Origin of the sequence: Micromonospora sp. L31, assembly GCF_052068075.1 — a bacterium.
GTDB lineage: Bacteria > Actinomycetota > Actinomycetes > Mycobacteriales > Micromonosporaceae > Micromonospora > Micromonospora purpureochromogenes.
On sequence record NZ_JBQHDC010000001.1, the window covers coordinates 508,278 to 529,035 of the forward strand.

The 20,758-nt window shown below is 70.2% G+C and carries 21 protein-coding genes; 11 read left to right on the plus strand and 10 right to left on the minus strand.

Features of this window, described 5'->3' with window-relative positions; translation table 11 throughout:
* The first annotated feature begins 42 nt into the window (after positions 1–42).
* Both ACTMS9_RS02505 and ACTMS9_RS02510 read left to right on the plus strand, forming a co-directional pair.
* Positions 43–1,677, plus strand: coding sequence for a fatty acid--CoA ligase (locus ACTMS9_RS02505; protein ID WP_350795582.1), 1,635 nt, complete (start codon positions 43–45; stop codon positions 1,675–1,677).
* A 270-nt stretch (positions 1,678–1,947) separates the two neighbouring features.
* Positions 1,948–2,358: a DUF1801 domain-containing protein gene (locus ACTMS9_RS02510; protein ID WP_441164009.1), complete on the plus strand. Its 411-nt coding sequence runs from the start codon at positions 1,948–1,950 to the stop codon at positions 2,356–2,358.
* 3 nt (positions 2,359–2,361) lie between these two features.
* Here the strand turns inward: ACTMS9_RS02510 and ACTMS9_RS02515 are convergent, their stop codons facing one another.
* From ACTMS9_RS02515 to ACTMS9_RS02530, 4 genes are all read right to left on the minus strand, one after another.
* Positions 2,362–3,375 carry an NADPH:quinone reductase gene (locus tag ACTMS9_RS02515; protein ID WP_441149562.1) on the minus strand — a complete coding sequence of 338 codons (1,014 nt, stop codon included), beginning with the start codon at positions 3,373–3,375 and terminating at the stop codon, positions 2,362–2,364.
* Positions 3,376–3,797: 422 nt separating this feature from the next.
* Positions 3,798–4,454, minus strand: coding sequence for an HAD family hydrolase (locus tag ACTMS9_RS02520; RefSeq protein WP_441164010.1), 657 nt, complete (start codon positions 4,452–4,454; stop codon positions 3,798–3,800).
* A gap of 36 nt (positions 4,455–4,490) precedes the next feature.
* Positions 4,491–5,315 carry an SCO6745 family protein gene (locus tag ACTMS9_RS02525; RefSeq protein WP_441149587.1) on the minus strand — a complete coding sequence of 275 codons (825 nt, stop codon included), beginning with the start codon at positions 5,313–5,315 and terminating at the stop codon, positions 4,491–4,493.
* Between the two features lie 143 nt (positions 5,316–5,458).
* Positions 5,459–6,094 carry an FKBP-type peptidyl-prolyl cis-trans isomerase gene (locus ACTMS9_RS02530; RefSeq protein WP_441164011.1) on the minus strand — a complete coding sequence of 212 codons (636 nt, stop codon included), beginning with the start codon at positions 6,092–6,094 and terminating at the stop codon, positions 5,459–5,461.
* A gap of 183 nt (positions 6,095–6,277) precedes the next feature.
* On the opposite strand from ACTMS9_RS02530, the gene ACTMS9_RS02535 reads away from it, so the two are divergent.
* Positions 6,278–6,670 (plus strand): PPOX class F420-dependent oxidoreductase, encoded by a 393-nt coding sequence (locus ACTMS9_RS02535; protein ID WP_441149565.1) that lies wholly within the window; start codon positions 6,278–6,280, stop codon positions 6,668–6,670.
* Positions 6,671–6,745: 75 nt separating this feature from the next.
* Here ACTMS9_RS02535 and ACTMS9_RS02540 read toward each other — a convergent pair whose 3' ends face one another.
* Both ACTMS9_RS02540 and ku read right to left on the minus strand, forming a co-directional pair.
* Positions 6,746–7,318 (minus strand): PASTA domain-containing protein, encoded by a 573-nt coding sequence (locus ACTMS9_RS02540; protein WP_441149566.1) that lies wholly within the window; start codon positions 7,316–7,318, stop codon positions 6,746–6,748.
* Between the two features lie 110 nt (positions 7,319–7,428).
* Positions 7,429–8,448, minus strand: a complete 1,020-nt coding sequence (gene ku / locus ACTMS9_RS02545; protein WP_441149567.1) for a non-homologous end joining protein Ku — start codon at positions 8,446–8,448, stop codon at positions 7,429–7,431.
* 85 nt (positions 8,449–8,533) lie between these two features.
* On the opposite strand from ku, the gene ligD (ACTMS9_RS02550) reads away from it, so the two are divergent.
* Genes ligD (ACTMS9_RS02550) through ACTMS9_RS02560 form a run of 3 tightly spaced genes read left to right on the plus strand, consistent with a single transcriptional unit; the run spans position 8,534 to position 11,585 of the window.
* Positions 8,534–9,475 carry a non-homologous end-joining DNA ligase gene (gene ligD / locus ACTMS9_RS02550; protein ID WP_441164012.1) on the plus strand — a complete coding sequence of 314 codons (942 nt, stop codon included), beginning with the start codon at positions 8,534–8,536 and terminating at the stop codon, positions 9,473–9,475.
* A complete protein-coding gene (ligD, locus tag ACTMS9_RS02555; RefSeq protein WP_441164013.1) occupies positions 9,465–10,379 on the plus strand; it encodes a non-homologous end-joining DNA ligase in 915 nt (304 codons plus the stop codon). The genes ligD (ACTMS9_RS02550) and ligD (ACTMS9_RS02555) overlap by 11 nt, the downstream gene beginning before the upstream one ends.
* Positions 10,380–10,418: 39 nt before the next feature.
* A complete protein-coding gene (locus ACTMS9_RS02560) occupies positions 10,419–11,585 on the plus strand; it encodes a hypothetical protein (RefSeq protein WP_441164014.1) in 1,167 nt (388 codons plus the stop codon).
* Here the strand turns inward: ACTMS9_RS02560 and ACTMS9_RS02565 are convergent.
* The gene (locus ACTMS9_RS02565; RefSeq protein WP_441164015.1) at positions 11,503–12,240 is read right to left on the minus strand and encodes a hypothetical protein; all 738 of its coding nucleotides are present in this window, start codon (positions 12,238–12,240) and stop codon (positions 11,503–11,505) included. The genes ACTMS9_RS02560 and ACTMS9_RS02565 overlap by 83 nt on opposite strands.
* Positions 12,241–12,373: 133 nt before the next feature.
* On the opposite strand from ACTMS9_RS02565, the gene ACTMS9_RS02570 reads away from it, so the two are divergent.
* From ACTMS9_RS02570 to ACTMS9_RS02585, 4 genes are all read left to right on the plus strand, one after another.
* On the plus strand, positions 12,374–13,132 hold the full coding sequence (locus ACTMS9_RS02570) for a TIGR03089 family protein (protein WP_441164016.1): 759 nt from the start codon (positions 12,374–12,376) through the stop codon (positions 13,130–13,132).
* Positions 13,133–13,213: 81 nt separating this feature from the next.
* Positions 13,214–13,729, plus strand: a complete 516-nt coding sequence (locus ACTMS9_RS02575) for a SigE family RNA polymerase sigma factor (protein ID WP_441149573.1) — start codon at positions 13,214–13,216, stop codon at positions 13,727–13,729.
* Positions 13,730–13,734: 5 nt separating this feature from the next.
* A complete protein-coding gene (locus tag ACTMS9_RS02580; RefSeq protein ID WP_441164017.1) occupies positions 13,735–14,622 on the plus strand; it encodes a hypothetical protein in 888 nt (295 codons plus the stop codon).
* A 241-nt stretch (positions 14,623–14,863) separates the two neighbouring features.
* Positions 14,864–15,823, plus strand: a complete 960-nt coding sequence (locus ACTMS9_RS02585) for a zinc metalloprotease (RefSeq protein WP_441164018.1) — start codon at positions 14,864–14,866, stop codon at positions 15,821–15,823.
* Between the two features lie 80 nt (positions 15,824–15,903).
* Here the strand turns inward: ACTMS9_RS02585 and ACTMS9_RS02590 are convergent, their stop codons facing one another.
* Together ACTMS9_RS02590 and ACTMS9_RS02595 are read right to left on the minus strand one after the other, a co-directional pair.
* Positions 15,904–16,170 carry a hypothetical protein gene (locus tag ACTMS9_RS02590; protein WP_441164019.1) on the minus strand — a complete coding sequence of 89 codons (267 nt, stop codon included), beginning with the start codon at positions 16,168–16,170 and terminating at the stop codon, positions 15,904–15,906.
* The gene (locus tag ACTMS9_RS02595; protein WP_441164423.1) at positions 16,167–16,445 is read right to left on the minus strand and encodes a DivIVA domain-containing protein; all 279 of its coding nucleotides are present in this window, start codon (positions 16,443–16,445) and stop codon (positions 16,167–16,169) included. The genes ACTMS9_RS02590 and ACTMS9_RS02595 overlap by 4 nt, the downstream gene beginning before the upstream one ends.
* Before the next feature lie 369 nt (positions 16,446–16,814).
* Here ACTMS9_RS02595 and ACTMS9_RS02600 point away from each other — a divergent pair, with 369 nt between their 5' ends.
* The gene (locus ACTMS9_RS02600) at positions 16,815–17,042 is read left to right on the plus strand and encodes a winged helix-turn-helix domain-containing protein (protein WP_334570961.1); all 228 of its coding nucleotides are present in this window, start codon (positions 16,815–16,817) and stop codon (positions 17,040–17,042) included.
* Between the two features lie 582 nt (positions 17,043–17,624).
* Here ACTMS9_RS02600 and ACTMS9_RS02605 read toward each other — a convergent pair.
* On the minus strand, positions 17,625–20,237 hold the full coding sequence (locus ACTMS9_RS02605) for an HsdM family class I SAM-dependent methyltransferase (protein ID WP_441164020.1): 2,613 nt from the start codon (positions 20,235–20,237) through the stop codon (positions 17,625–17,627).
* Positions 20,238–20,758: the final 521 nt, after the last annotated feature.

Here is a 20,758-nt window from a genome sequence, read left to right on the forward strand (position 1 = left end):
GTGACCGGCGACACTAGCTTGTTACCCATGCGTAGCACGATGATGGACGCCCCCCTCCAGGTCGCCCGGATCCTCGAACACGGCTCCACCGTGCACGGCACGGCCGAGGTCGTCACGTGGACCGGCGCCGAGCCCCGCCGGATGACGTACGCCGAGGTCGGCCGCGCTGCCGCCCGGCTGGCCCATGCCCTGCGCGACGAGTGCGGGGTGACCGGCGACGAACGGGTCGCCACCTTCATGTGGAACAACAACGAGCACCTGGTGGCGTACTTCGCGGTGCCCAGCATGGGCGCGGTGCTGCACACCCTGAACATTCGGCTCTTCCCGGACCAGGTCGCCTACATCGCCAACCACGCCGAGGACCGGGTGGTGCTGGTCGACTCGACGCTGATCCCGCTGCTGGCCCGGGTGATCGGTGAGATGACCACGGTGCGACACGTGGTGGTGGTCGGCGGCGGCGACCCGGCCCCGCTGGTCGCGGCGACCGGCGACCGGATCACCGTGCACCACTGGGACGAGCTGCTGGCCGGCCGCCCCGACAGCTACCAGTGGCCCGAGGTGGACGAGCGGGACGCCGCTGCCCTCTGTTACACCTCCGGCACCACCGGCAATCCGAAGGGCGTGGCCTACTCGCACCGCTCGATCTACCTGCACTCGTTGCAGGTCTGCATGCCGGAGGGCTTCGGCCTCGGTCCGGTCGACCGGGAACTGGCCATCGTGCCGATGTTCCACGCGATGTCGTGGGGCCTGCCGTACGCGGCCTTCCTCTCCGGCGCGTCGCTGATCATGCCGGACCGGTTCCTCCAGGCCGCGCCGATCGCCGAGATGATCGCCGCCGAGCGGCCCACCCTGGCCGGCGCGGTGCCGACCATCTGGAACGACCTGCTGTCCTACCTGGACAGCCACGACGTGGACACCTCCTCGCTGACGGAGGTGATCGTCGGCGGTTCGGCCTGCCCGCCCGCGCTGATGCACGCGTTCGCCGAGCGGCACGGCATCGAGGTCATCCACGCCTGGGGGATGACCGAGATGTCCCCGCTGGGCTCGGTGTCCCGGCCGCCGGCCGGCGCCAGCGGCGACGAGGCCTGGCGCTACCGCTACACGCAGGGCCGGGTGCCGGCCGGGGTGGCCGCGCGGATCGTCGGCCCGCTGGGCGAGCCGCTGCCCGCCGACGGGACGTCCGTCGGCGAGCTAGAGGTGCGGGGCCCGTGGGTGACCGCCCGGTACGTCGGCGACGACACCCCGGACGAGGAGAAGTTCCGCGACGGCTGGCTGCGTACCGGTGACGTGGGGACCCTCTCGCCGGACGGCTACATCACCCTCACCGACCGGGCCAAGGACGTGATCAAGTCGGGCGGGGAGTGGATCTCCTCGGTGGAGCTGGAGAACGCGCTGATGGCCCACCCCGACGTGCAGGAGGCCTGCGTGGTGGGGGTGCCCGATCAGCGGTGGGACGAGCGTCCGCTGGCCACCGTCGTGATCCGCGAGGGCGCCTCGGTGACCGCGGAGGAGCTGCGGGCGTTCCTGGCGAAGTCGGTGGCGCACTGGCAGCTGCCGGAGCGGTGGGCGTTCATCGACGCGGTGCCGAAGACGAGCGTCGGCAAGTTCGACAAGAAGGTGGTCCGGTCCCGCTACGCCGACGGCGGGCTGGAGGTGCGGGAACTGACCGGGCCGTAACGTTTTCCGGCGGCTCGTCGCCGTTAGGGGCAGGGACGTACTCCTGAATGCATCCCTCCCCAGGGGCGGCCCCGGCGTTCGCACCGCGCCGGGGCCGCCCGCTTTTTGCGGGGCGACCCGCAATAGTCATTCTTGCGAAACATGTTCGCCTCTGTCCCGCTGACGAGGAAATCCGCCCAGCTCACGGGGCTCGGTGTCGGTGCCGGCTCGTAGGCTCGGGCTGAACCGGCCGCCCCCGGGCCGGCCCGCCCGTCGAGTACCGGAGACGTCATGGCAACCCTGAAGACCGCCCCGACCACCGCCAGCGTGGACGACTTCCTCGCCGCCGTGCCGGACGAGACCCGCCGCCGCGACGCCATCGCCGTCCGCGACCTGATGCGGCAGGTCACCGGCGAGCCGCCGACCATGTGGGGCGACGCCATCGTCGGCTTCGGGCAGCGGCACCTGCGCTACGCCAGCGGTCGCGAGCTGGACTGGTTCCTGGTCGGGTTCTCGCCGCGCAAGGCGGCCACCACCCTCTACCTCGGCGAGGGATTTCCCGAGAAGGAGCAGTTGCTGGCCCGGCTGGGCCGGCACACCGTCGGCAAGGGCTGCCTCTACGTCAAGCGGCTCGCCGACGTCGATCTCGACGTGTTGACCGAGCTGGTCCGCGCCTCCGTCGCCCAGGCCCGCGCCGAGTGACCGTCACTGCGCGCTGGTGGTGATCAGCACCTTGCCGACCACCGAATCCTCCACCGCCTGGTGTGCGGCGGCCGTGTCGGCCAGCGGGTAGTAATGCAGGGGCAGGCCGACCTCCCCGCCCACCCGTACGCCGCCCTGGGCCACCGCCGCCGCTACGTCGGTGACCGCCCGCGCCTTGGCCGCCGCCGGCTCGGTGTAGACCAGCACGAACTGCCAGCGGGCATTGGGCACCATGAGCGGCCGGATCGGCAGGGTGACCTCGGCGCCCCCGTCGTCGGCGTACACGCAGACCGCGCCGCCGGGGCGGAGCAGCTGCACGTCGGTGGCGGCGTTGCGGGCGGCGGAGACCTCGACGATCGTGTGCACCCCGTCGGGCGCGATCTTGCGGACCTCCTCGACCACGTCCTGTTCCCGATAGTTGATCACGAAGGACGCGCCGGCCGCCGCCGCGAACTGCGCCTTCTCCGGGCTGCTGACGGTGGTGATCACGCAGGCGTCCGCCCAGCGCGCGAGCTGGATCGCGGCGTTGCCCACCGCGCCCGCGCCGCCCTGCACCAGCACCACGTGGTCGCTGAGCGCGCCGGCGTGCAGCTTGGTCGGCATGTACTCCCCGGCGGTGAGGCAGCGGTGCGCGGTGAGGAACGGGATGCCGAGGCAGGCGCCCAGGTCGAAGTCGGCGGAGCCGAGGCTCACCGCGTGGCGGACCGGGACCACGGTGTACTCGGCGGCGGTGCCCCAGGGGCGCTGCCAGGCGGCCTCCCAGAGCCACACCCGCTGGCCGATCAGGATCTGGTCGACGCCCTCGCCGACCGCCTCGACCACGCCGGCGCCGTCCTGGCCGGGGGTCTGCCAGCCGGCCGGCAGCGGCCACTGCCGGCGACCCTTCCAGTCGGTCGGGTTCACCCCGGAGACGGCCACCCGGACCAGCACCTCGCCGCGTCCGGGTTCCGGCACCGGCCGGTCCACCAGCTTCAGCACCGAGGGGTCGCCGGTCTCCTCGTAGACGATCGCCTTCATCCCCGTCTCCCTCCGACAGTCGCGTCCCCATCTTCGCCGAAACCGCGCGGGTCGGGGTGACGTCGCCGGTCGCGATCCCCTCGGGTGGCGGCCCGCGCACCCGCACCTCACCGGGGCGACCGCCGACCTCACCCTGTGTGACGACGCCGGGATGGAGTGCGGGCCCGGTGCCGCCGGCCGATCCCGCCGGGCCCGCCGTCCGTATCACCGGGTAGCCGGCGGAGGAGGGGTCATGCGGGACGTACCAGAGGCGACGCCGCCCGTGACGTTCGGTTGCGAGGCCGGTCCGACCGACGCCGGGTGCGCGGCACCGGCGGAGGCCACCCACGAAAGCTGTCCGGTCCCGGCAGACCGCCGCGACACCCCGTTCCTGCCCCGGTCCAGCCGCAGCCGCCGGATCTGACGCCAACCGGTGGGCCGGGTCAGCCGAGCCCAGCCACCAGGTCCGGAGTGAGGTCGTGCACCGACGCCAGCACCACGGCGGCGAGGGTCGCCGCGTACGGGTCCAGCGGGTACGACCCGTGCGGGATCGCCACCACCCGCATGCCCGCGGCGGCCGCGGAGCGTACCCCGTTGGAGGAGTCCTCCACCGCGACGCAGCGGGCCGGGTCGACGCCGAGCCGGTCGGCGACGGCCAGGTAGACGTCCGGCGCGGGCTTGCCCCGCGCGGTCTCCTCGGTGGAGAGCGTCACCCGGAAGGCGTCGGTCAGGTCCATGGCGGTCAGCGCCGCGGCGATCAGCCGGGTCGGCGACGAGCTGGCCAGCCCCAGCGGCCACCGCGCGGCCACCCCGCGCACGACCCGGTCGGCGTCGTCGATCAGGGGTACGTGCCGCGCGTACCGCCGGGTCATCTCCTCGACCACCTCGGTGGCGACCTGGCCGGCGTCGCGGTCGACGCCCAGCTCGCCGCTGAGGTAGTCGGCCCACTCGCCGGTGCTCATCCCCATCAGCCGGCGCTGGGTGTCCGGCTGCCAGGTGCCGCCGTGCGCGTCCACGTACGCCCGCCGGACCTCCTCCCAGACCGGCTCGGAGTCCACGATCACGCCGTCGAGGTCGAACACCACCGCATCCACCGTCACCCGCCCATCCTCCCCGACCGGGGCCGGGGCGGGGTGTCAGCTCTGGAGGGCGGGCAGGCCGATCGGGCTGTTCTCCGGGATCACCGTGTGGCAGGCGCGGGCCATCGGTTCGAGCAGTTCGCGCAGGCGGTCGGTGCGGTCCGCCCCGAGTGTGCGCCAGGGGCGGGCGGCGGCGAGGTCGGTGGCGTCCTCGACAGCCTGGAACCGGGCCCGCCCGACGTCGGTCGCCTCGCCGTCCGGGCCGAGCCAGCCGCGCTCGGCCAGCCGGCCCCGCGCCGCCTGCCACTGCTCCTCGGACCAGCCCCGGCCGAGCAGGTTCTGCAGCGGTTGGTCCACCGCGACCCGCCAGGCCAGCGTCTCCACCGGATCGAGGTCGGCGGCGACCAGGGCGGCGATGTGCCCGTCGCCCCGGTGCTCGCGCAGCGTGGTGGCCGCCTGCCAGAGCCGGGCCAGCGGGTATTCACCGCGCGGCAGGGCGGCGTTGGCCGCGCCGAGCACCCGGCCGGCGGGCTCCACCGCCGCGGCCGCCTCCTCCAGCAGGTCGGCGGCCTCGGCCAGGTGCGCCTCGGGCAGCTCGTAGGTCAGCTCGGCGAGGGCCTGCACGGCGCCGGTGAGCCGGGCCCGCAGCGCTTCCTGCGGGGTGGCCAGCCGCCAGACCGCCGGCAGCGCCCGGTTCACCATCGGCGGGGCGAAGTTGAAGAACGCGGCGATCACCGGGGCCGCCTCGGTGGGCCCGAGCGGGGCGGCCCGGCCGGCGAAGTACCCGCGCCAGTAGCCGCGCAACCCGACCGCCTCGTACGCGGCGCGGGCGCGCGGATGGAAGTAGGTGACCGCGTGGAGGGGTTCGAAGTGCGTCCACATGAGCCGGGCGGTCCGCCCGGGATCGTCCAGCGCCGGCACGCGTACCTCCACGATGGTGAGGGGTCACCGTGACGCGGTGCGCACCGCCCACGGTGACCCCGAACCTACTGCGGGTAGGTGACAGCCGGGAAGACCTCTGTGGGCTACTGCACCGCCAGCACGTCGACGACGAAGCGCAGCGGGCCGGACGGCGCGCCCGGGCGCTGCGGCTTGTCGCCGTACGCGAGGTCGGCCGGGATGTCCAGCTGCACCCGGCTGCCCACGGTCTGCCCCTGCAGGCCCTGGTCCCAGCCCGGAATCACGTTGCCCTGGCCGAGCATGAAGGAGAACGGCTCCGAGCGCTTCCAGGAGGCGTCGAACTCCTCGCCCGTCCGGTACGACACCCCGACGTAGTTCACGGTGATCTGCTGGCCGCTCTGGGCGGCGGCGCCGGTGCCCCGGATCAGCGGGGTGGCCTTCAGGCCGCTGAGTTCGCCCTCGCCCTTGCCGGCCGGCGGCTTGGTGCAGAGCGCCCGGTCGGCGCCGTCGGGCAGGGTCGGGAAGCCGCCAGGGCAGCCGGCGGGCGACGCGGCCGGCTCCGGGTCGTCACCGCCTCGCGTCACCACGAAGACCCCGACGATCACCGCGATCACCGCGAGGCCGGCGAGCGCCCCCAGCCAGGCCTGCCGGCGCTTCTTCGCCTCGGCGGCCTTCTGCGCCGCAAGCTGGGCGGCCAGCCGCCGCTGCGCCTTCGACTCCGGGCCCTGGCCCGCCGACCGGTTCTGCGTACGCTCGCTCACGTCCTCGACTCCCTGCTGGTGTGGGTGGACCGGCCCGACGACCCGCGGCCAGCGCACACGGTACCTGGATCGATGCCGCCGGTGTCCCGTCGCCCGCCCGCTCTCCCACCTACCGTCCCCGGCCTCCCCGTCATCCCGGTTCGTCCGGGTGCCGGAGTGCTTCCGGCGGTAGGTTCTACGACCATGGCGATCCTCACCGACGAAGACCTGGCCCTGCTCGCCGAGCCCCAGCTGGCCCACGTGGCCACCGTCGAGGTTGACGGCACCCCGCACGTCACCCCGGTGTGGGTGGACACCGACGGCGAGCACATCCTTTTCAACACCGCCCTGGGGCGGCAGAAGTCCATCAACATCGAGCGCAACCCGGTGGTGGCGGTCTCGGTGGTGGACAAGGCCGACGACTTCCGCACCCTCTGGGTGAAGGGCACCGCCGAGCTGGTCACCGAGGGCGCCGACGAGCACATCGACCGGATGGCGAAGAAGTACCTCGGGCAGGACACCTACCCGTTCCGGCAGCCGGGCGAGCAGCGGGTGATCGTCCGGATCACCCCCACCCAGAAGCTCGGCCGCGGCTGACCCGCCGGCCACGCGGCTGACCCGCCGGCCACGCGGCTGACCGCCGGCCATCGGGCCGGCGGTCAGTGGCCGCTGTCAGCGCTGCTTGGTGCAGGTCAGCACGACCAGCTCGTCGAGTGCGACCTTGGTGCCCTTGCGGTGGGACTGCTTGGTCACCGTCCAGTTCGCCGCCAGCAGCACGACCGTGTCGTTCTCGTCCTGGCTGCCGAGCTGGATCTTCGTCAGGCCGAGCTGCTGGAGCTTGTCCTGAGCGACGGCGGCGTTCATCCCGACGAGATTCGGCATGACGACCGTGGTGGGAGCGGGCGGTGGGGCCGGCGCCGTGGTGACGACCGCGCTGGGGGACGGGGCTGCCGTGGTCGGCGCGGCCGTCGTCGGGACGATCGAGGGAACGACACGTTCGGCCACCGCTGCGGCGGAGGGGCTGGTCTGCGCGGCGGGCTTGTCGTCATCACCGAAGACCGCGCCGATGCCGCCCAGGCCGCAGCAGCACAACACGACGGCGCCGACGGCGATGCCCACGATCGCTCCCTTGCCGAGCTTGCGCTTTGCCGGAGGGGGCGGGGCCGCGAGGAACGCCGGGCCCGGGGGTGCGGCGGGTGGTGGTTGGTGGGCAGGCCAGGGAGTGGTGGGTGGTTCGTTTGTCACGCGGCAAATTGTGCTGTCTCAAGCAACTGTCGGCACCGGCCACTCGGCTAATCAAGATCAGCTAGGGCGTCAGGTCGCGGCTCCCACGACCGGCCAGGACCCATCGCAGCTCAGGCGGTCTTGCGGGGTGCGGCCTTCTTCGCGGCCGCCTTCTTCGCCGGCGCCTTGGCGGCCTTCTTCTCCGCGGTCTTCTTGGCGGCTGCCTTTTTCGCCGGCTCCGCCTTCTTGGCGGCGGCCTTCTTCTCCGCCGCCTTCTTCGCCGGGGCCGCCTTCGCCGCCTTCGCCGCCTTCTGCGCCGAACGGGCCGACGAGATCGGCGTCGGCTCACCCGCACCAGCGGCCGGCTGCTCGCCCCGGGCGGACCGGGCCCGCTCGACCGAGGCCTTCAGCGCCGCCATCAGGTCCACCGCGGCGGCCGGCGCGGCCTCTACCTCCTCCGGCTGCACCACCTCCCGCCCTTCGACCTTGGCGTCGATGACCTCCTGCAACGCCGCCCGGTAGTCGTCGGTGAAGGCGTCCGGCTCGAACGTGCCGGCCATCGAGTCGATCAGGGAGCTGGCCATCGCCAGCTCCGGGGGACGGACCTTGAGGTCCTCGTCCAGGAAGCCGAAGTCGGGGGTACGCACCTCGTCCGGCCAGAGCATCGTGTTCAGCAGCAGCACGCCCTCGCGGACCCGCAGGGTGGCCAGCTGTTCGCGCTGGCGCAGCGCCACCTTGACGATCGCCACCCGCTCCGAGTCGGCGAGCGCGTCGCGCAGCAGCACGTACGGCTTGGTCGCCGAGCCCTCCGGCTCCAGGAAGTACGCCTTGTTGTAGAGGATCGGGTCGACCTGCTCGGCGGGGACGAACTCCAGCACGTCGATCGCGCGCGAGCTGGTCAGCGGCAGCTCCGCGAAGTCCTCGTCGGTCAGGATCACCATCTCGCCACCGCCCAGGTCGTAGCCCTTGGCGATGTCGTCGTAGGTGACCTCCTCGCCGCAGACCTGGCAGGTGCGCTTGTAGCGGATCCGGCCGCCGTCGGCCCGGTGCACCTGGTGGAAGCGGATGTCCTTCTCCTCGGTGGCCGAGTAGAGCTTCACGCCGATCGACACCAGCCCGAAGGACACGGCCCCCTTCCAGATCGCCCGCATGCCGCGCTCCTCTCCCCGGTTCTGCCCAGGATCGCAAACGATCGAACGGGGCGCACGCTCTTCGCTGCGCAACTACCATCGAAAGGTGCCCGGCGCGCCGCTGAAGCCGATGCTCGCGATGACCGGGCCGCTCCCGGTGGATGACGGCTGGGCGTACGAGTTCAAGTGGGACGGGGTCCGCGCGCTGGCCGACATCACCGGCGGCCGGCAGCACATGTACGCCCGCAGCGGCGTGGAGATCACCGCCGCGTACCCCGAGCTGATCACCCTGGCCGAGCAGGTCGACGACGCGCTGCTCGACGGCGAGGTGGTGCTGCTCAACCAGACCGGGCAGCCCTCGTTCACCGCGCTGGCCGAGCGGATGCACGTCCGCGATCCGGCGAAGGCGGCCCGGCTCGCGGCGGCGGCCCCGGTGACGTACATGATCTTCGACCTGCTCCGGCTGCGCGGCGAGGACCTGACCGGACGCTCCTACCGGGAGCGGCGGGCGGCCCTGGAGGCGCTCGGGCTCGGCGCGGCCCGGTGGGCGGTGCCCCCGTTCTTTCCCGACGGCGCGGCCACCTACGAGGCGGCCGGCGAGCACGGGCTGGAGGGGGTGATGGCCAAGCGGGTCGACTCGGTCTACCGGGCCGGCGTGCGCTCGCCCGACTGGCTCAAGGTCAAGCTGGAGGTGACCGGCGACTTCGTGATCGGCGGCTGGCGGCCCGGCGCGCGGAAGATCGGCGGGCTGCTGGTGGGCGTGCCCGGGCCGGACGGGCGGCTCATCTACCGGGGGCGGGTCGGCGGCGGAATCGGCGCGGCGCTGGAGCGGGAGCTGCTGCGCGAGCTGGAGCCGCTGCGCGCGGCGGCGTCGCCGTTCTCCGGTGACGTGCCACGCGAGGATGCCCGGGGCGCGATCTGGGTAACACCCCGGGTCGTGGTGGAGGTCAAGTACGGCCAGCGCACGCCCGACGGGCGGCTGCGGTTCCCCCGGGTGCTGCGGCTGCGGCCGGACAAGCCACCGGAGGAGGTCGACGATGCCGGCTGAGCGGTTCCGGGTGGAGGTCGAGGGTCGGACGCTGGAGCTGTCCAACCTGGACAAGGTGCTCTATCCCGAGGCCGGGTTCACCAAGGGCGAGGTGATCGACTACTACACCCGGATCGCCCCGGTGCTCCTGCCGCACCTGACCGACCGCGCGCTGACCCGGATCCGCTTCCCCAACGGGGTCACCGGCGGCTCGTTCTTCGAGAAGAACGCCCCGGCCGCGACCCCCGACTGGGTACGCACCGAGACGCTGCCCGCGCCCGGGTCGAGCAAGGGGCGGGAGACCATCGACTACGTGGTCGCCGACGACCTGCCCACCCTGGTCTGGCTGGCCAACCTCGCCGCGCTGGAGCTGCACACGCCGCAGTGGAAGGTCGGCGAGCACCCGGACATGATGGTCGTCGACCTGGACCCGGGCGCGCCGGCGGCGCTGCGGCAGTGCTGCCAGGTGGCGCTGCTGATGCGCGACCGGCTGGCCGACGACGGCATCGAGTCGTACCCGAAGACGTCGGGGAAGAAGGGCATGCAGCTCTGCTGCCCGATCGCCGGGACGCAGGACGCCGACGACGTGTCGGCGTATGCCCGGCGGATCGCCCAGGAGTTGGAGAAGGCGCAGCCCAAGCTGATCGTGTCGAAGATGGCGAAGAACCTGCGGCCGGGGAAGGTCTTCATCGACTGGAGCCAGAACAACGCGGCCAAGACGACGGTGGCGCCGTACTCGCTGCGGGCCCAGTCGGTGCCGTCCGCGTCGACGCCGCTGACCTGGGACGAGGTGGAGGCGGGGGCGGCCGGGAAGCGACCGGCGACGAAGCCGTACACGGCGACCGAGGTGCTCAAGCGGGTGGAGAAGCAGGGCGACCTGCTCGCCCCGCTGCTCGAGGGCGGCCCGGAGCTGCCCGCGCCCTGAGGGACATCCTCGTCCACCGATGTCCCGATACAGTTGCGCATGGACAGCGGTGAACTCGTCAGCGCACTGCGTACCCTGCCGGCGCTCCAGGTCCGGGCGGACGGACCCGAGCTGCGCGTGGTCGTGCCGGCCATCGACGACGGCGTACGGCTGCACCCCGACTCCGTGCTCCGGGCCCGGCAGATCTTCTCCCCGCGCGGAGATCCGGTCCTGGAGCTGGTGGTACGGCAGGACGAGGAGCTGCGGCCGCTGATCGTCCTGAACGACGACGTGGTGTGGGCGCCGGTCGATCCCGCCTCCCAGCTCGACAGCGCCATCCCGGTGCGGATCACGAACGCGCCGCCGCTCGTCGCGTACACGGAGATGGAACGCGACGCCGTCGGCGCAGCGCGCGCCCTGGACGGGCCGATGGTCGACGTCGATGCCGTCAGCGCCACCCTCGTGCTGCACCGCTGCTTCATCGTCGGCGCCATGCGGTTCGGACTGCGGCCGGTACGCGCGGCGGCCTGGTGGCAGCACCTCGCCGCCGCTCTCGGCGACGACTTCTGCCTCGGGCGGTTCCGACCCGACCCGGAGTGGGACGGGCTGTTGGTGGAGGCCGGCGGGGTACGACTGCTCCACCCGGCGCCACCCCCGGCGCGGGATCTCCGGGCCGAGATCGACGCCATGACGATCGCCGACCTGACGGCGTTGGAGCCGGTGATGACGGTGCCCCGGGCGGACGAGGAGTTCATCGCGTCGTGGCGGCGCTGGGTGCCGATCCCGCCGCGCCGGTTCCGCGAGCTGATCTCGGCGGGTCTGCCGGACGCGCGGTTCGAGGTTTCGCTCTACCCCGACGGCGGCTGTGCCGTCGACCTGCGGATCGCGCCGGCCGGCACCCTGCACGCCCTGCTCGGACTGCGATTCTCCTTCCCGGAGCGGCGCGCGTCGCTCGACGAGATCCGGCTCACCGACCAGGCGAGGGGCAGCGGGCTGTTCCAACGACTCATGTTCAACGCGGAGGAACTCAGCAGGGAACTCGGCATGGCCTCGCTCAGCCTCCTGGCCACGGGCGTCGGCTCGTACGCGCTGGCCCGGTACGGCGGCTACCCCCGGGACCCCGAGCTGGGCCGGTCGGGCGGGCTCAGTGGCGAAGCTCCCGACCCGCCAGGTTCCGCCGCAACTCGGCGAACGCCTCCGGCCCGACGGTCTCCCGAGTCGCCGTGAGCAACCCGGCGCAGAGCTGCGTCGCGGTCTCCAGCCTGGCCCGGGCCTGTTCGATGTCCCGCAGCACCCGGTCGCGCTCGGCGTCGGTGGCCGTACGGATGTCCCGTACCTCGTGCCGGCGCACGCCGCGCACCTCGTCGGCCACCACCAGCACGAAATCCGTCCGGTCCAGGTCGAGCGCGGTGGCGTCGGGGCGGGGTCGGCTCGCCGCCACCGCCCGGGTGACGCTCTCGGCGGGCAGGAAGAGCAGCGTGGTGGTGGAGAACTGACTCATGGCCGCCTGCTGCTGCCAGCGGGTCAGCAGCCCCGACTTCGCGTCGAGGAACGGCGCCACGCTGAGCGCGAACTCCACCTCGACGGTAGCGAGCAGCGGGCGCGCGGTCTCGATCCGGCTTCTGAGCTGATCCACCAGGGCGGACTGCCGGCGGAGCGCGGCGGCGAACTCCGTCAGGTCGTCGGGTCGCGCGGTGCCCGAGACGATCGTGGAGGCGAGGGCGAGGATCCGATGTCCGGTGAGGCACACCTCTTGGAGGGCCAGGACGACGGCCATCAGTTCCGCGGCCACCTTCGCGTCCCGGGACACCGCCCGCCGGTCCAACATGCGGGTGACATACGAGCTGACGATCTGCACGACTGTCGACAACAGCTCGCCCATTCGACTGCCTCTCGCCAGCGCGGATGTGGCCGCGAGTGTAGTCGGCCCGGCACGGCGGCCGGGGCCGTCGACGTTCTCGCCGGTCCCGCCCGATCGGTAGGGTGAGGCGTCGCCGTCACGAGGAGGACGCCCGATGGACACCGTCCAGGACCCGGTCGTGTGGGGGCGAGCCGCGGTGGACGAGGCCGGCCCGCCGCTGCTGACGTACCTGGACGGGGCGACCGGCGAACGGACCGCGCTGACCGCGCACCAGCTCGGCGGCTGGGCGGCGCGCTGCGCCGGGCTGCTGCGCGACGGCTGCGGGTTGGGCCCCGGCAGCCGCGTCGCGGTGCTGCTGCCGCCGCACTGGCGTACCGCCGCGGTGCTGCTCGGCGCCTGGTCGGCCGGGCTGGCGGTGTCGTACCGGCCGCGGGCCACCGCCGGGCTGCCGGTGCTCGAACCGGGCGGTGACCGGCCGTACGACGCGGTGTTCGTGACCCCGGAACGCCTCGACGACTGGCTGGAGGACGTACCCGACGGGACGCACCGCTACCTCGTCGGCACCCGGCCCGGGCCGCTGACCGACGTGCCCCTGGGCTGGCTCGACTGGTCCGCCGAGGTGCTCCGGCACACCGACGCCCTGCCCGCCGCCGCCACGATCCACGCCTCGGACCCGGCGAGCCCGGACGGCACCAGCTACGGCGAGTGGGGGAGCGTCGCCCGGGCCGTGGCGGAGCAGCTCGACCTGCGGGTCGGTGACCGGCTGCTGGTCGACGCGGCCGAGCACGAGCAGCCGCTGAAGTGGCTGCTCGCGCCACTGGCCGCCGGCGCGTCGGTGGTGATCTGCGCCAACCTCGACCGGGCCCGGCGGGATTCCCACATCGTCGCGGAGCAGGTCACCCGGGTCCTGTGAGACGTCAGCCGGGCTCCGCGGCACCCCGGAAATGTCCGCGGGCCGCGACAACCTTCTGCGGCACCGCCACGTGGTAGGGGCGTGACCCCAACACAACCACTCTCCGCGGCGGACCGGTCGTACGTCGCCTTCGTCGAGGTGGCCTGGCAGCGACATATCCGGCTGGCCATGCTGCTGACCGGCGACCGGTGGCGGGCCGAGGAACTGCTCCAGGACAGCCTGGTCAAGGTGTACGAGCGGTGGCGGCGGCTGTCCCGGCTCGACGACCCGCACGCCTACCTGCGTCGCGCCCTGGTCAACAACCAGACCTCGATCTGGCGACGGCGTCGCCGGGAGAGCCTCGTCGCGGACGTCCCCGAGCGGGCCGCCCCGGCGGGCGACGTCGGCCCCGACGCCGTCGTCCTGCGCCGGGCGCTGCTGTCGCTACCGGCGAAGCAGCGAGCGGTGGTGGTGCTCCGCCACTACGAGGACCTGACCGAGCGCGAGGTCGCTCAGGTGCTGGGCTGCTCGGTGGGCACGGTCAAGAGCCAGAACGCACGGGCGCTGGACAAGCTCCGCCACCTTCTCGATGAACCCTCCTACGCGGTAAGCAGGTAGAAGCGATGAACACTTTTGACGATCAGCTCGCCCACCGGCTGCACGACATCGTCGACGGCGAACCGCACTCCGTACCCCCGATGGGGGCGCTCCTCGATCGCGGCCGGCGGGCCCGCCGGCGCCGGACGACCACGATGGTCAGTGCGACGTGCGCGGTGCTGGCGCTGGGCGTCGCCACGGCGGCAACCGTCGCGACGACGCCGACGTCCGGCCGTCCGGGCGTCACCGCCGAGGCGCCGTCGCGACCCGAGCCGGCCTCGCCGGCGATGGAACTGGTCTCGGCCGTCACTGCCAGCGAGAACCTCAGTTACCGGATTCGGCTGACCAACTCCGGGCCGCAAGGACTGACCTACGAGGGCGCGTTCGACCCGAAGACGGCCACCGGGTACGCCCGGGTGGGGCAGGACGACTCGGTCATGACCGAGCTGCTGATCAACGGCACCAGGTACGAAGGGGCGGAACCACCGCCGGGCAAGCTGCCGGCCGACAAGGGCCCGGGCGAGAGGTACGGTAAATACGCCCAGTACCCGGGCACGTACGACCGGCTGTCCCTGTACGCCGACGGGAGTACCGTCCTGGGTGCCGCGGCACCCGACCCAGCGGCGCTGTTTACGGCGTTGAAGAGCGCGAATGCGACCATCTCGGACAACCCTGACGGGACGTTGCACTTCGGCTACACGACGTCGGAGGAGAAGGGGTCGACCACCACGTCCGGTGACGTCACGCTCGACGGCGACGGTCGGATCGCGAAGGTGGTACTCACCGGCACCTGGCAGTCGACTGCGAAGGGCCGGCTCGACAAGGGCACGTTCGGCTCGACGCTCGAACTGTTCGACTACGGCGTCGCGGTGAAGGTGGAGCGCCCGACCAACGTCGTCAGGGTCACCAAGTAGTTCCATGCCCCGGGACGACCGCTGACCGGTTGGTGGTCTCCCATCCAGCGACAAGTTGCCCGCGGCCCGACGGCCGCGGGCAGCTCTGGCTTTGCCGTACGCCTGCCCGCATGAGCCGGTCCGCAGGGGCTGTTGCCGGCGCCGCTGACGTGGTCTTATACCGGGAAGACGACGTCATTGACCTGGTCATGGCAACCCCGCGTCGATTCCGCACCGTCTCCATCCCCTGAAAGGTGCACCGATGCACAGGAGACCGACCTTCCGACTGGCAGTCCTCACCGCCACCGCCGCCACGTTCCTGGCGTCCGGTGGCGCCTACAGCGCGGCGGCGGCAGCACCCGTGACCGTCTCCCCGGGTGTCGAGGCGTGTGAGCCGGGTGCCGACGAGCACAGCGTGGCCCGGGTCGCCGAGGGCGCCACCGCCAAGGAGCCGGAGCTGTACTCCAAGAACGAGGCGAACGCCTACGGCGTGATCAAGGATTCTCCACGCCTGGCCAACGGCAGCGTCACCGTGCCGACGGTCTTCCACATGATCTCCGACCACCCGCTCAGCGCGGCGGAGACGACCAGGTGGAACAGCCTGATCGCCGCGCAGATGGAGGTGCTCAACGACTCGTTCGCCGGCAGCACCGCCGCGAACGCCGCCGACACGCCGTTCCGGTTCGACCTCGTCGACACGACGTGGACGGTGAACAGCGACTGGTACACCGTAGTGCCGGGCAAGAACGAGCGCGACATGAAGAAGGCGCTGTACACCGGCGACTCCCGCACCCTGAACGTGTACGCGGGGAACATCGGCGGCGGGCTGCTCGGCTGGGCGTACTTCCCGAAGGGCTACAACAACGGCCGCGACTACATCGACGGCGTGGTGATCCTCGACGAGTCGATGCCGGGCGGCACGGCCGGCAAGTACGCCCTGGGCGACACCCTGACGCACGAGGTCGGGCACTGGCTGATGCTGGAGCACACCTTCGCGCACGGCTGCTCCGCTTCCGGCGACTTCGTCGCGGACACCCCGCGTGAGGCGCACCCGCAGTTCAACTGCCCGGTGGGCGCGGACACCTGCACCGCACCCGGGCTGGACCCGATCCACAACTTCATGGACTACACGCAGGACTCCTGCATGAACATGTTCACCGCCGGACAGGCGGACCGGATGAGCGACGCCTGGGTGGCGTTCCGGGCCGGCGGCGCCGGGTAACCACGCTCTGCCAGGGGGTTGGCGGGCCGCACTCAGCGGCCCGCCAGCCCCTTTCCTGTTGCGCCCAGGTTCCCGGCCTTTCATCGCCGGTTGAGCCAGGGCGCGCGCCGTGAGCAGGGCGCGGTGTGGTCGGCCGGCAGGGCACACCGGTCGCCGCCGGGCAGTCGCCGGTCGCAGAAGACCCAGTGGCGTACGCCCTGCTGGTCCTCGGCCGAGACAGTTACCCCGCCCGGCTCGACGCGGGTGCTGAGCCGAGCCAGCACCCGGGCGGCGGTCCGGGCGAGGATCCGGGCCCGGAGCAGGTCGGGTGCGGTGACCGGCAGGTGGATCACCCAACGGTCGCTCATCGGTAGCGGTGGTTCGCCGACTGGGCGCTCTGCCAGGCGCGCAGCGCGTTCTTGATTCGTACGTTCTCCTCCTGCACCGCGACCAGGGCGGTCTGCGCGACGGTGAGTTCGTCGGCCACCCGGTGCAGGAAGGTGCGGATCTCGACGGGGTCGAGGCCGCGCCGACGGACGTTGAAGCAGCGCTCGCGGATCTGCCAGGGGCGCAGGGGATGTCTCTGGTTCGCTTCTGCTCTTGGTGGTTCTTCCTCGTGTCGGCTGACCAGCCGGCGGATCAGGTTGCGCACGGGGGACCGCCCTTCGTCGGGTCGCGTCGAAGTGGAGGGGGCGGCCTCCGCCGGTTGCGGGCGGCGGAGACCGCCCCGCCCTGCCGCCTTGGAGTGATGGTGCGGCGGCAGGGCCGCGCCGGGGGAGCGCGGAGGGTGGGGTCTCGGCGGCGATGCGAGACCGGTACGAGAGGCGCCAACCGACCGCAGCAGCACCGCATCACCGAGAGCGACGCTACCGATACCTCTCACCTCTGTCAACGCTCTCTTACCTGTCGAATCTCGCTGGCGTTCCTGCTTGCTGCCCCTACGTCAGTTATTGCCGCTCTTTCACCTGTTGCTCGATACTGGGAGGGCCAACCGACTGCAAGGGGCCTCCACGTGCCGATTCCGCCGACCATGAACGAGTTGATCAACGATCTGCTGAGGCGGATCGAGGTGGGTGAGTTCCAGCCGGGGTCGAAGATCCCGTCTACTCAACAGCTGTCCGACCACTACGACGTGTCGGTTTCGACGATCCACCGGGCGGTGGCGGTCCTGCGGGAGCAGGGCGTGCTGGTTGGCCGTCCGGGTCGGGGCGTCTTTGTTGCTGAGTCCGCTCGGGGCTGAACAGCCCGTCATTTGTTTAACGGCGAAGCGCCTCGGCGACGTGGTTCAGAATTTCTGTACGTGTCTCAAGGCGGCCCTGAACGGGCCGCACGCGCCGCCGCCTGGGCGCGCGCCGGCCGCTGCCGCTGTCGCTCTGCGGCCGTCACGCCTGACGCCCGGCGGCTGGCGCGGAGAGCGGGAAGCCCGGAGGGCCGCCGCAGAACGACAGAATCGTTCACGGGGTGTGGTGGGCCGAGGCGCAGTAGCCGCAACCCCGCGACCGCCGCCAGCTCGCGGACGCGGCCGGCGTGCCCTCTCCTACGCCGCGCGGGCTGCTGGCCGCGCGGCCCGGCCGGCTGCCGGGCGGGGGCGCTCCGGCTCCAGGATGGCTGGGGCTCCGACGGCGGGTCACGGCCCCGGGTGGTTGCGGTGGGGAGCCATCCCGTCTGCCATCGGCCCGGGCAAGCCGAGCAGACCACCGCCCGACCCGCCAACGTCCGTACGAGCCGTCAAGGTCCGCTTGACGTGGCGGGCCGGGCGGCGGCCCGCTCCCAGGAGGGCGGGTCGATGGCAGACGGGATGGCGAGGTGGACCCTTGCGTTGCTACGCCAGTCTCACGGCTTTACTCCACCGGCCTGTCTCTTCAAGTCGACTACGGATAGCGTCGAGCCTTTTAGCTGCTGCGGCGATCTTCCGTTGCCGTTCGAGATCGAAAGTTCCGTCGGCCATCACTGGAACGTCTACCGATAGTTGGCCTACCCGCTTCGTGTATAGCTTCGCCTCATAGAGATAGCCACCCTGAGCAATCGTCTGGCTTAGCGCGACGGCCAAGTAGTGAAGGTCGATCTCTTGGCTTGGGGCGTCGGCCTCGCTTAGCCCAGTCAGTCCTACATGTTCCTCGAATGCGTCGTCGACTTCTTCGTCCAGAATGGTGTCTACGGACACGCCGAGGGCGTCAGCAATCTTCTGCTTCTTCCATCTCCGCTCTGCCGACCGTGACCAGGGCTGAACAATTACCACATCGTCGGTCATGACGCAGTCGCTCTCGCGGAAGAAGACGGTGCCAACCGCCGAGGCTCCCGTCGCCATTACCGTTACCGACGGAAAGAGTTCGGGCCGTATCCTCCGATCTAATAGCCAGCTCCCGGAGATTTTGCCCTTGATGGTGTCTCTGCGAGTGAAGACGCTATACACAGGAACTTCTCCGGGATTTTCCCGCAGGTCCACATTCCTAATCCGTACACCCGAGCGGATCTGGAACTTAGTCGCGTCCGAGAGGCGGATGCTGGTCATATCACCAGCGGTCAGCGAGTCCAGTTCTTCCCTGGCTTGACGAAGCTCGTCCAACAGTTCCATCAGGGTGTCTTCAGCGAACTTAATGAAATCAGCACGCTCAACCGTTTCGGTGCGAACACCGAGCGCGACATACTCCTCGTCCGTCCAGTGGCGCACAACATCCCACCGCTCATCCTTTGCGAATTCAGCAGCGGGCACGAGCTTGGCAATGGCGCTGCCCTGATAAGGCGTTGGGCGATCTACCTTGGGCGGAGGAGTCTTGATGAATTGAATGAATAGGTCTGCCAGCAATGCGAGATCGTTTTCCTCGGGCGTCGCTACGCGCTCGTAGTCAAGCGTCTCCCCGATCGTCCGCGCCAGTCCGCAAAACACCGGGGGCCGATGCTGATTCGTGACGCGGCGTTTCTCGAGGACAAGGATATAAGTCGGCTGGGCAGTGTTGAAGAAGGCGTTCCGGGGGAGCTGGATGCTCGCAACGATGTTACACTCCGCGAGCAGACTGGCCTTCATGAGATGTGCGGTCCGGTTAAGCAGGCCGAGCGGGACGATGACGAACGCGCGGCCCCCTGGCCGAAGCGCGCCAGATATGTAACGAAGGAATAGCGACTCTACACCGAGCCCGCCATTGTCATAGTAATCCTTCAGGACTACGCCATTCCGAAGCCCGGCTACGTGTTCGATCTCCTTGCGGTAGATCGACGAACCTTGAGTCACGTAGGGCGGGTTTGTGAGGATGACGTCGACACTGTCTCGCGGGGGGTGCTCAAGTGCCCCAAGCGTTTCATTTCCGTTGAGCAGAATGAAGGTGTTGGCGAGTGCTTGGTTGAGCGCCGCCGGCGTAGTGCTGGAATCGCGCACTTGCTCCGACAGATGCAACAGCATATTAGCCTTGGCCAAGATGTTGGTATCAACGTCTACTTCAACGCCGACCAGCTTCACCCGTTGCCGCGGCTTCCCGTCGATAAATTGAACATTGCCGGGAAGTGCATCGGCGAAAAGGAGGGGCTCAAGCAGGAAGCCACCGACTCCGGCAGCCGGGTCTAGCACGACCGCGTCTTCCCGGAGCGAGCTGAGTTGCGCCATCTTGACCATCGACTTGACGATGTTTCGAGGCGTGAAGAATTGTCCCAGACGTTGCTGACGGGCGCTGCGCCTGAGAAACATTTCATATAGGCGCAACTTGAACTCAGGGTCAATGTTTGTCAGCGAGCCGAACTCCTGGAACGCGTCGAGAATTTCACAGAAGGTTCGGTTGTAGCTAGAGACGGTGACGGTCGACGAAGAGCGAAGAAAGGCGAAGCCATTGATGATTGAGGTGTGTGAAGTGATCGTGGCGAGACCGAATAGCTCGGTCACCTTGTCGTCGTCGACAATTAGGCGATCGGCGAAAATTTGCTTAATTCTTGGCCGGATTGAGTTGACGTAGTATTCAATCTGCGATGTGCCTTTTTGCTGCTTGAAGTCCTCCGGATCGAGGAGTAGTGCCTCGAAGCGAAAATCTGCAGGAAGGACCGACAGTGAAAGGTTGTCGCTGAGAAACTTGAGCATGAAGATCTCAACGAAGGTCAGGAGGCAGTCTTTCGGCTCGGCCTTCGTGGCATGCCAGATGGTCTGCCATACCGTCTCCGCGAGGCTTTTTGGGTCGCGGACCAAGCCGGATTCGCCACGGTGCAGATCGGCCAAGACTGCGGGGCTCAAGTCTCGGACTTCGTCGAACTCGACAATCTCTCCGGATGTCGCTGAGGCAGCAGCGTCAAGATATCGAAAGCGGCTGCCATCGGTGGTGATTGCTATGCCCACACCCATCGCGAGAGCAGCAACGATGGCCTGCTCGGCTGCTTCCTGAGCATCCTCCTCGCTGCGGAGCTTCGACCTGTCCTTCCACTCGGCGACGGCGATGGGAACCAGACCGCTATCCACTCTCTGGAGGTAGACGGCATCAGGCCGACACGTGCTTGGCCGCCTGGGCAACTTGTACCTTTTGGCAGGGAAGCTGATATTGGCGGCAGGAGTGAAGCCGAGGCCGAGCTGCGCGAGGGTTGAGAACTTGTTGAGCCCAACTCAAGCAGCTCAAAGTCTCCGAAGCGCTTGCCGTGTAGGCCGCTAGGGGTGAGGTACCCCTTCTTGACGATCTCTTCCTTGCTCACATCTTCTCCACGCCGGTCGGTGATCAGAGTGACTGTAGTCGTGTGGCCAGCGTGGGTCATGATCCGCGCGGTGCCAGGAGCTTGGGGGAGGGAGGCTGGCTTCGCGGCTAGGGGCAGGACTGCCAGAGGGACTGAGGTCAGGTGGACGAGCGCCTGGGAGGGGCAAGTTTCCCGATTGCCGCAGGTTTCCTGCCGCTAGAAACTAGGGCGGCCGTGATGAAGTTTCCTGGCCGTCATGACTTTCCTGCACCGGGAAACAGTGGCGGTCGCGTCAGAGTTTCCTGGGTTGGCGAG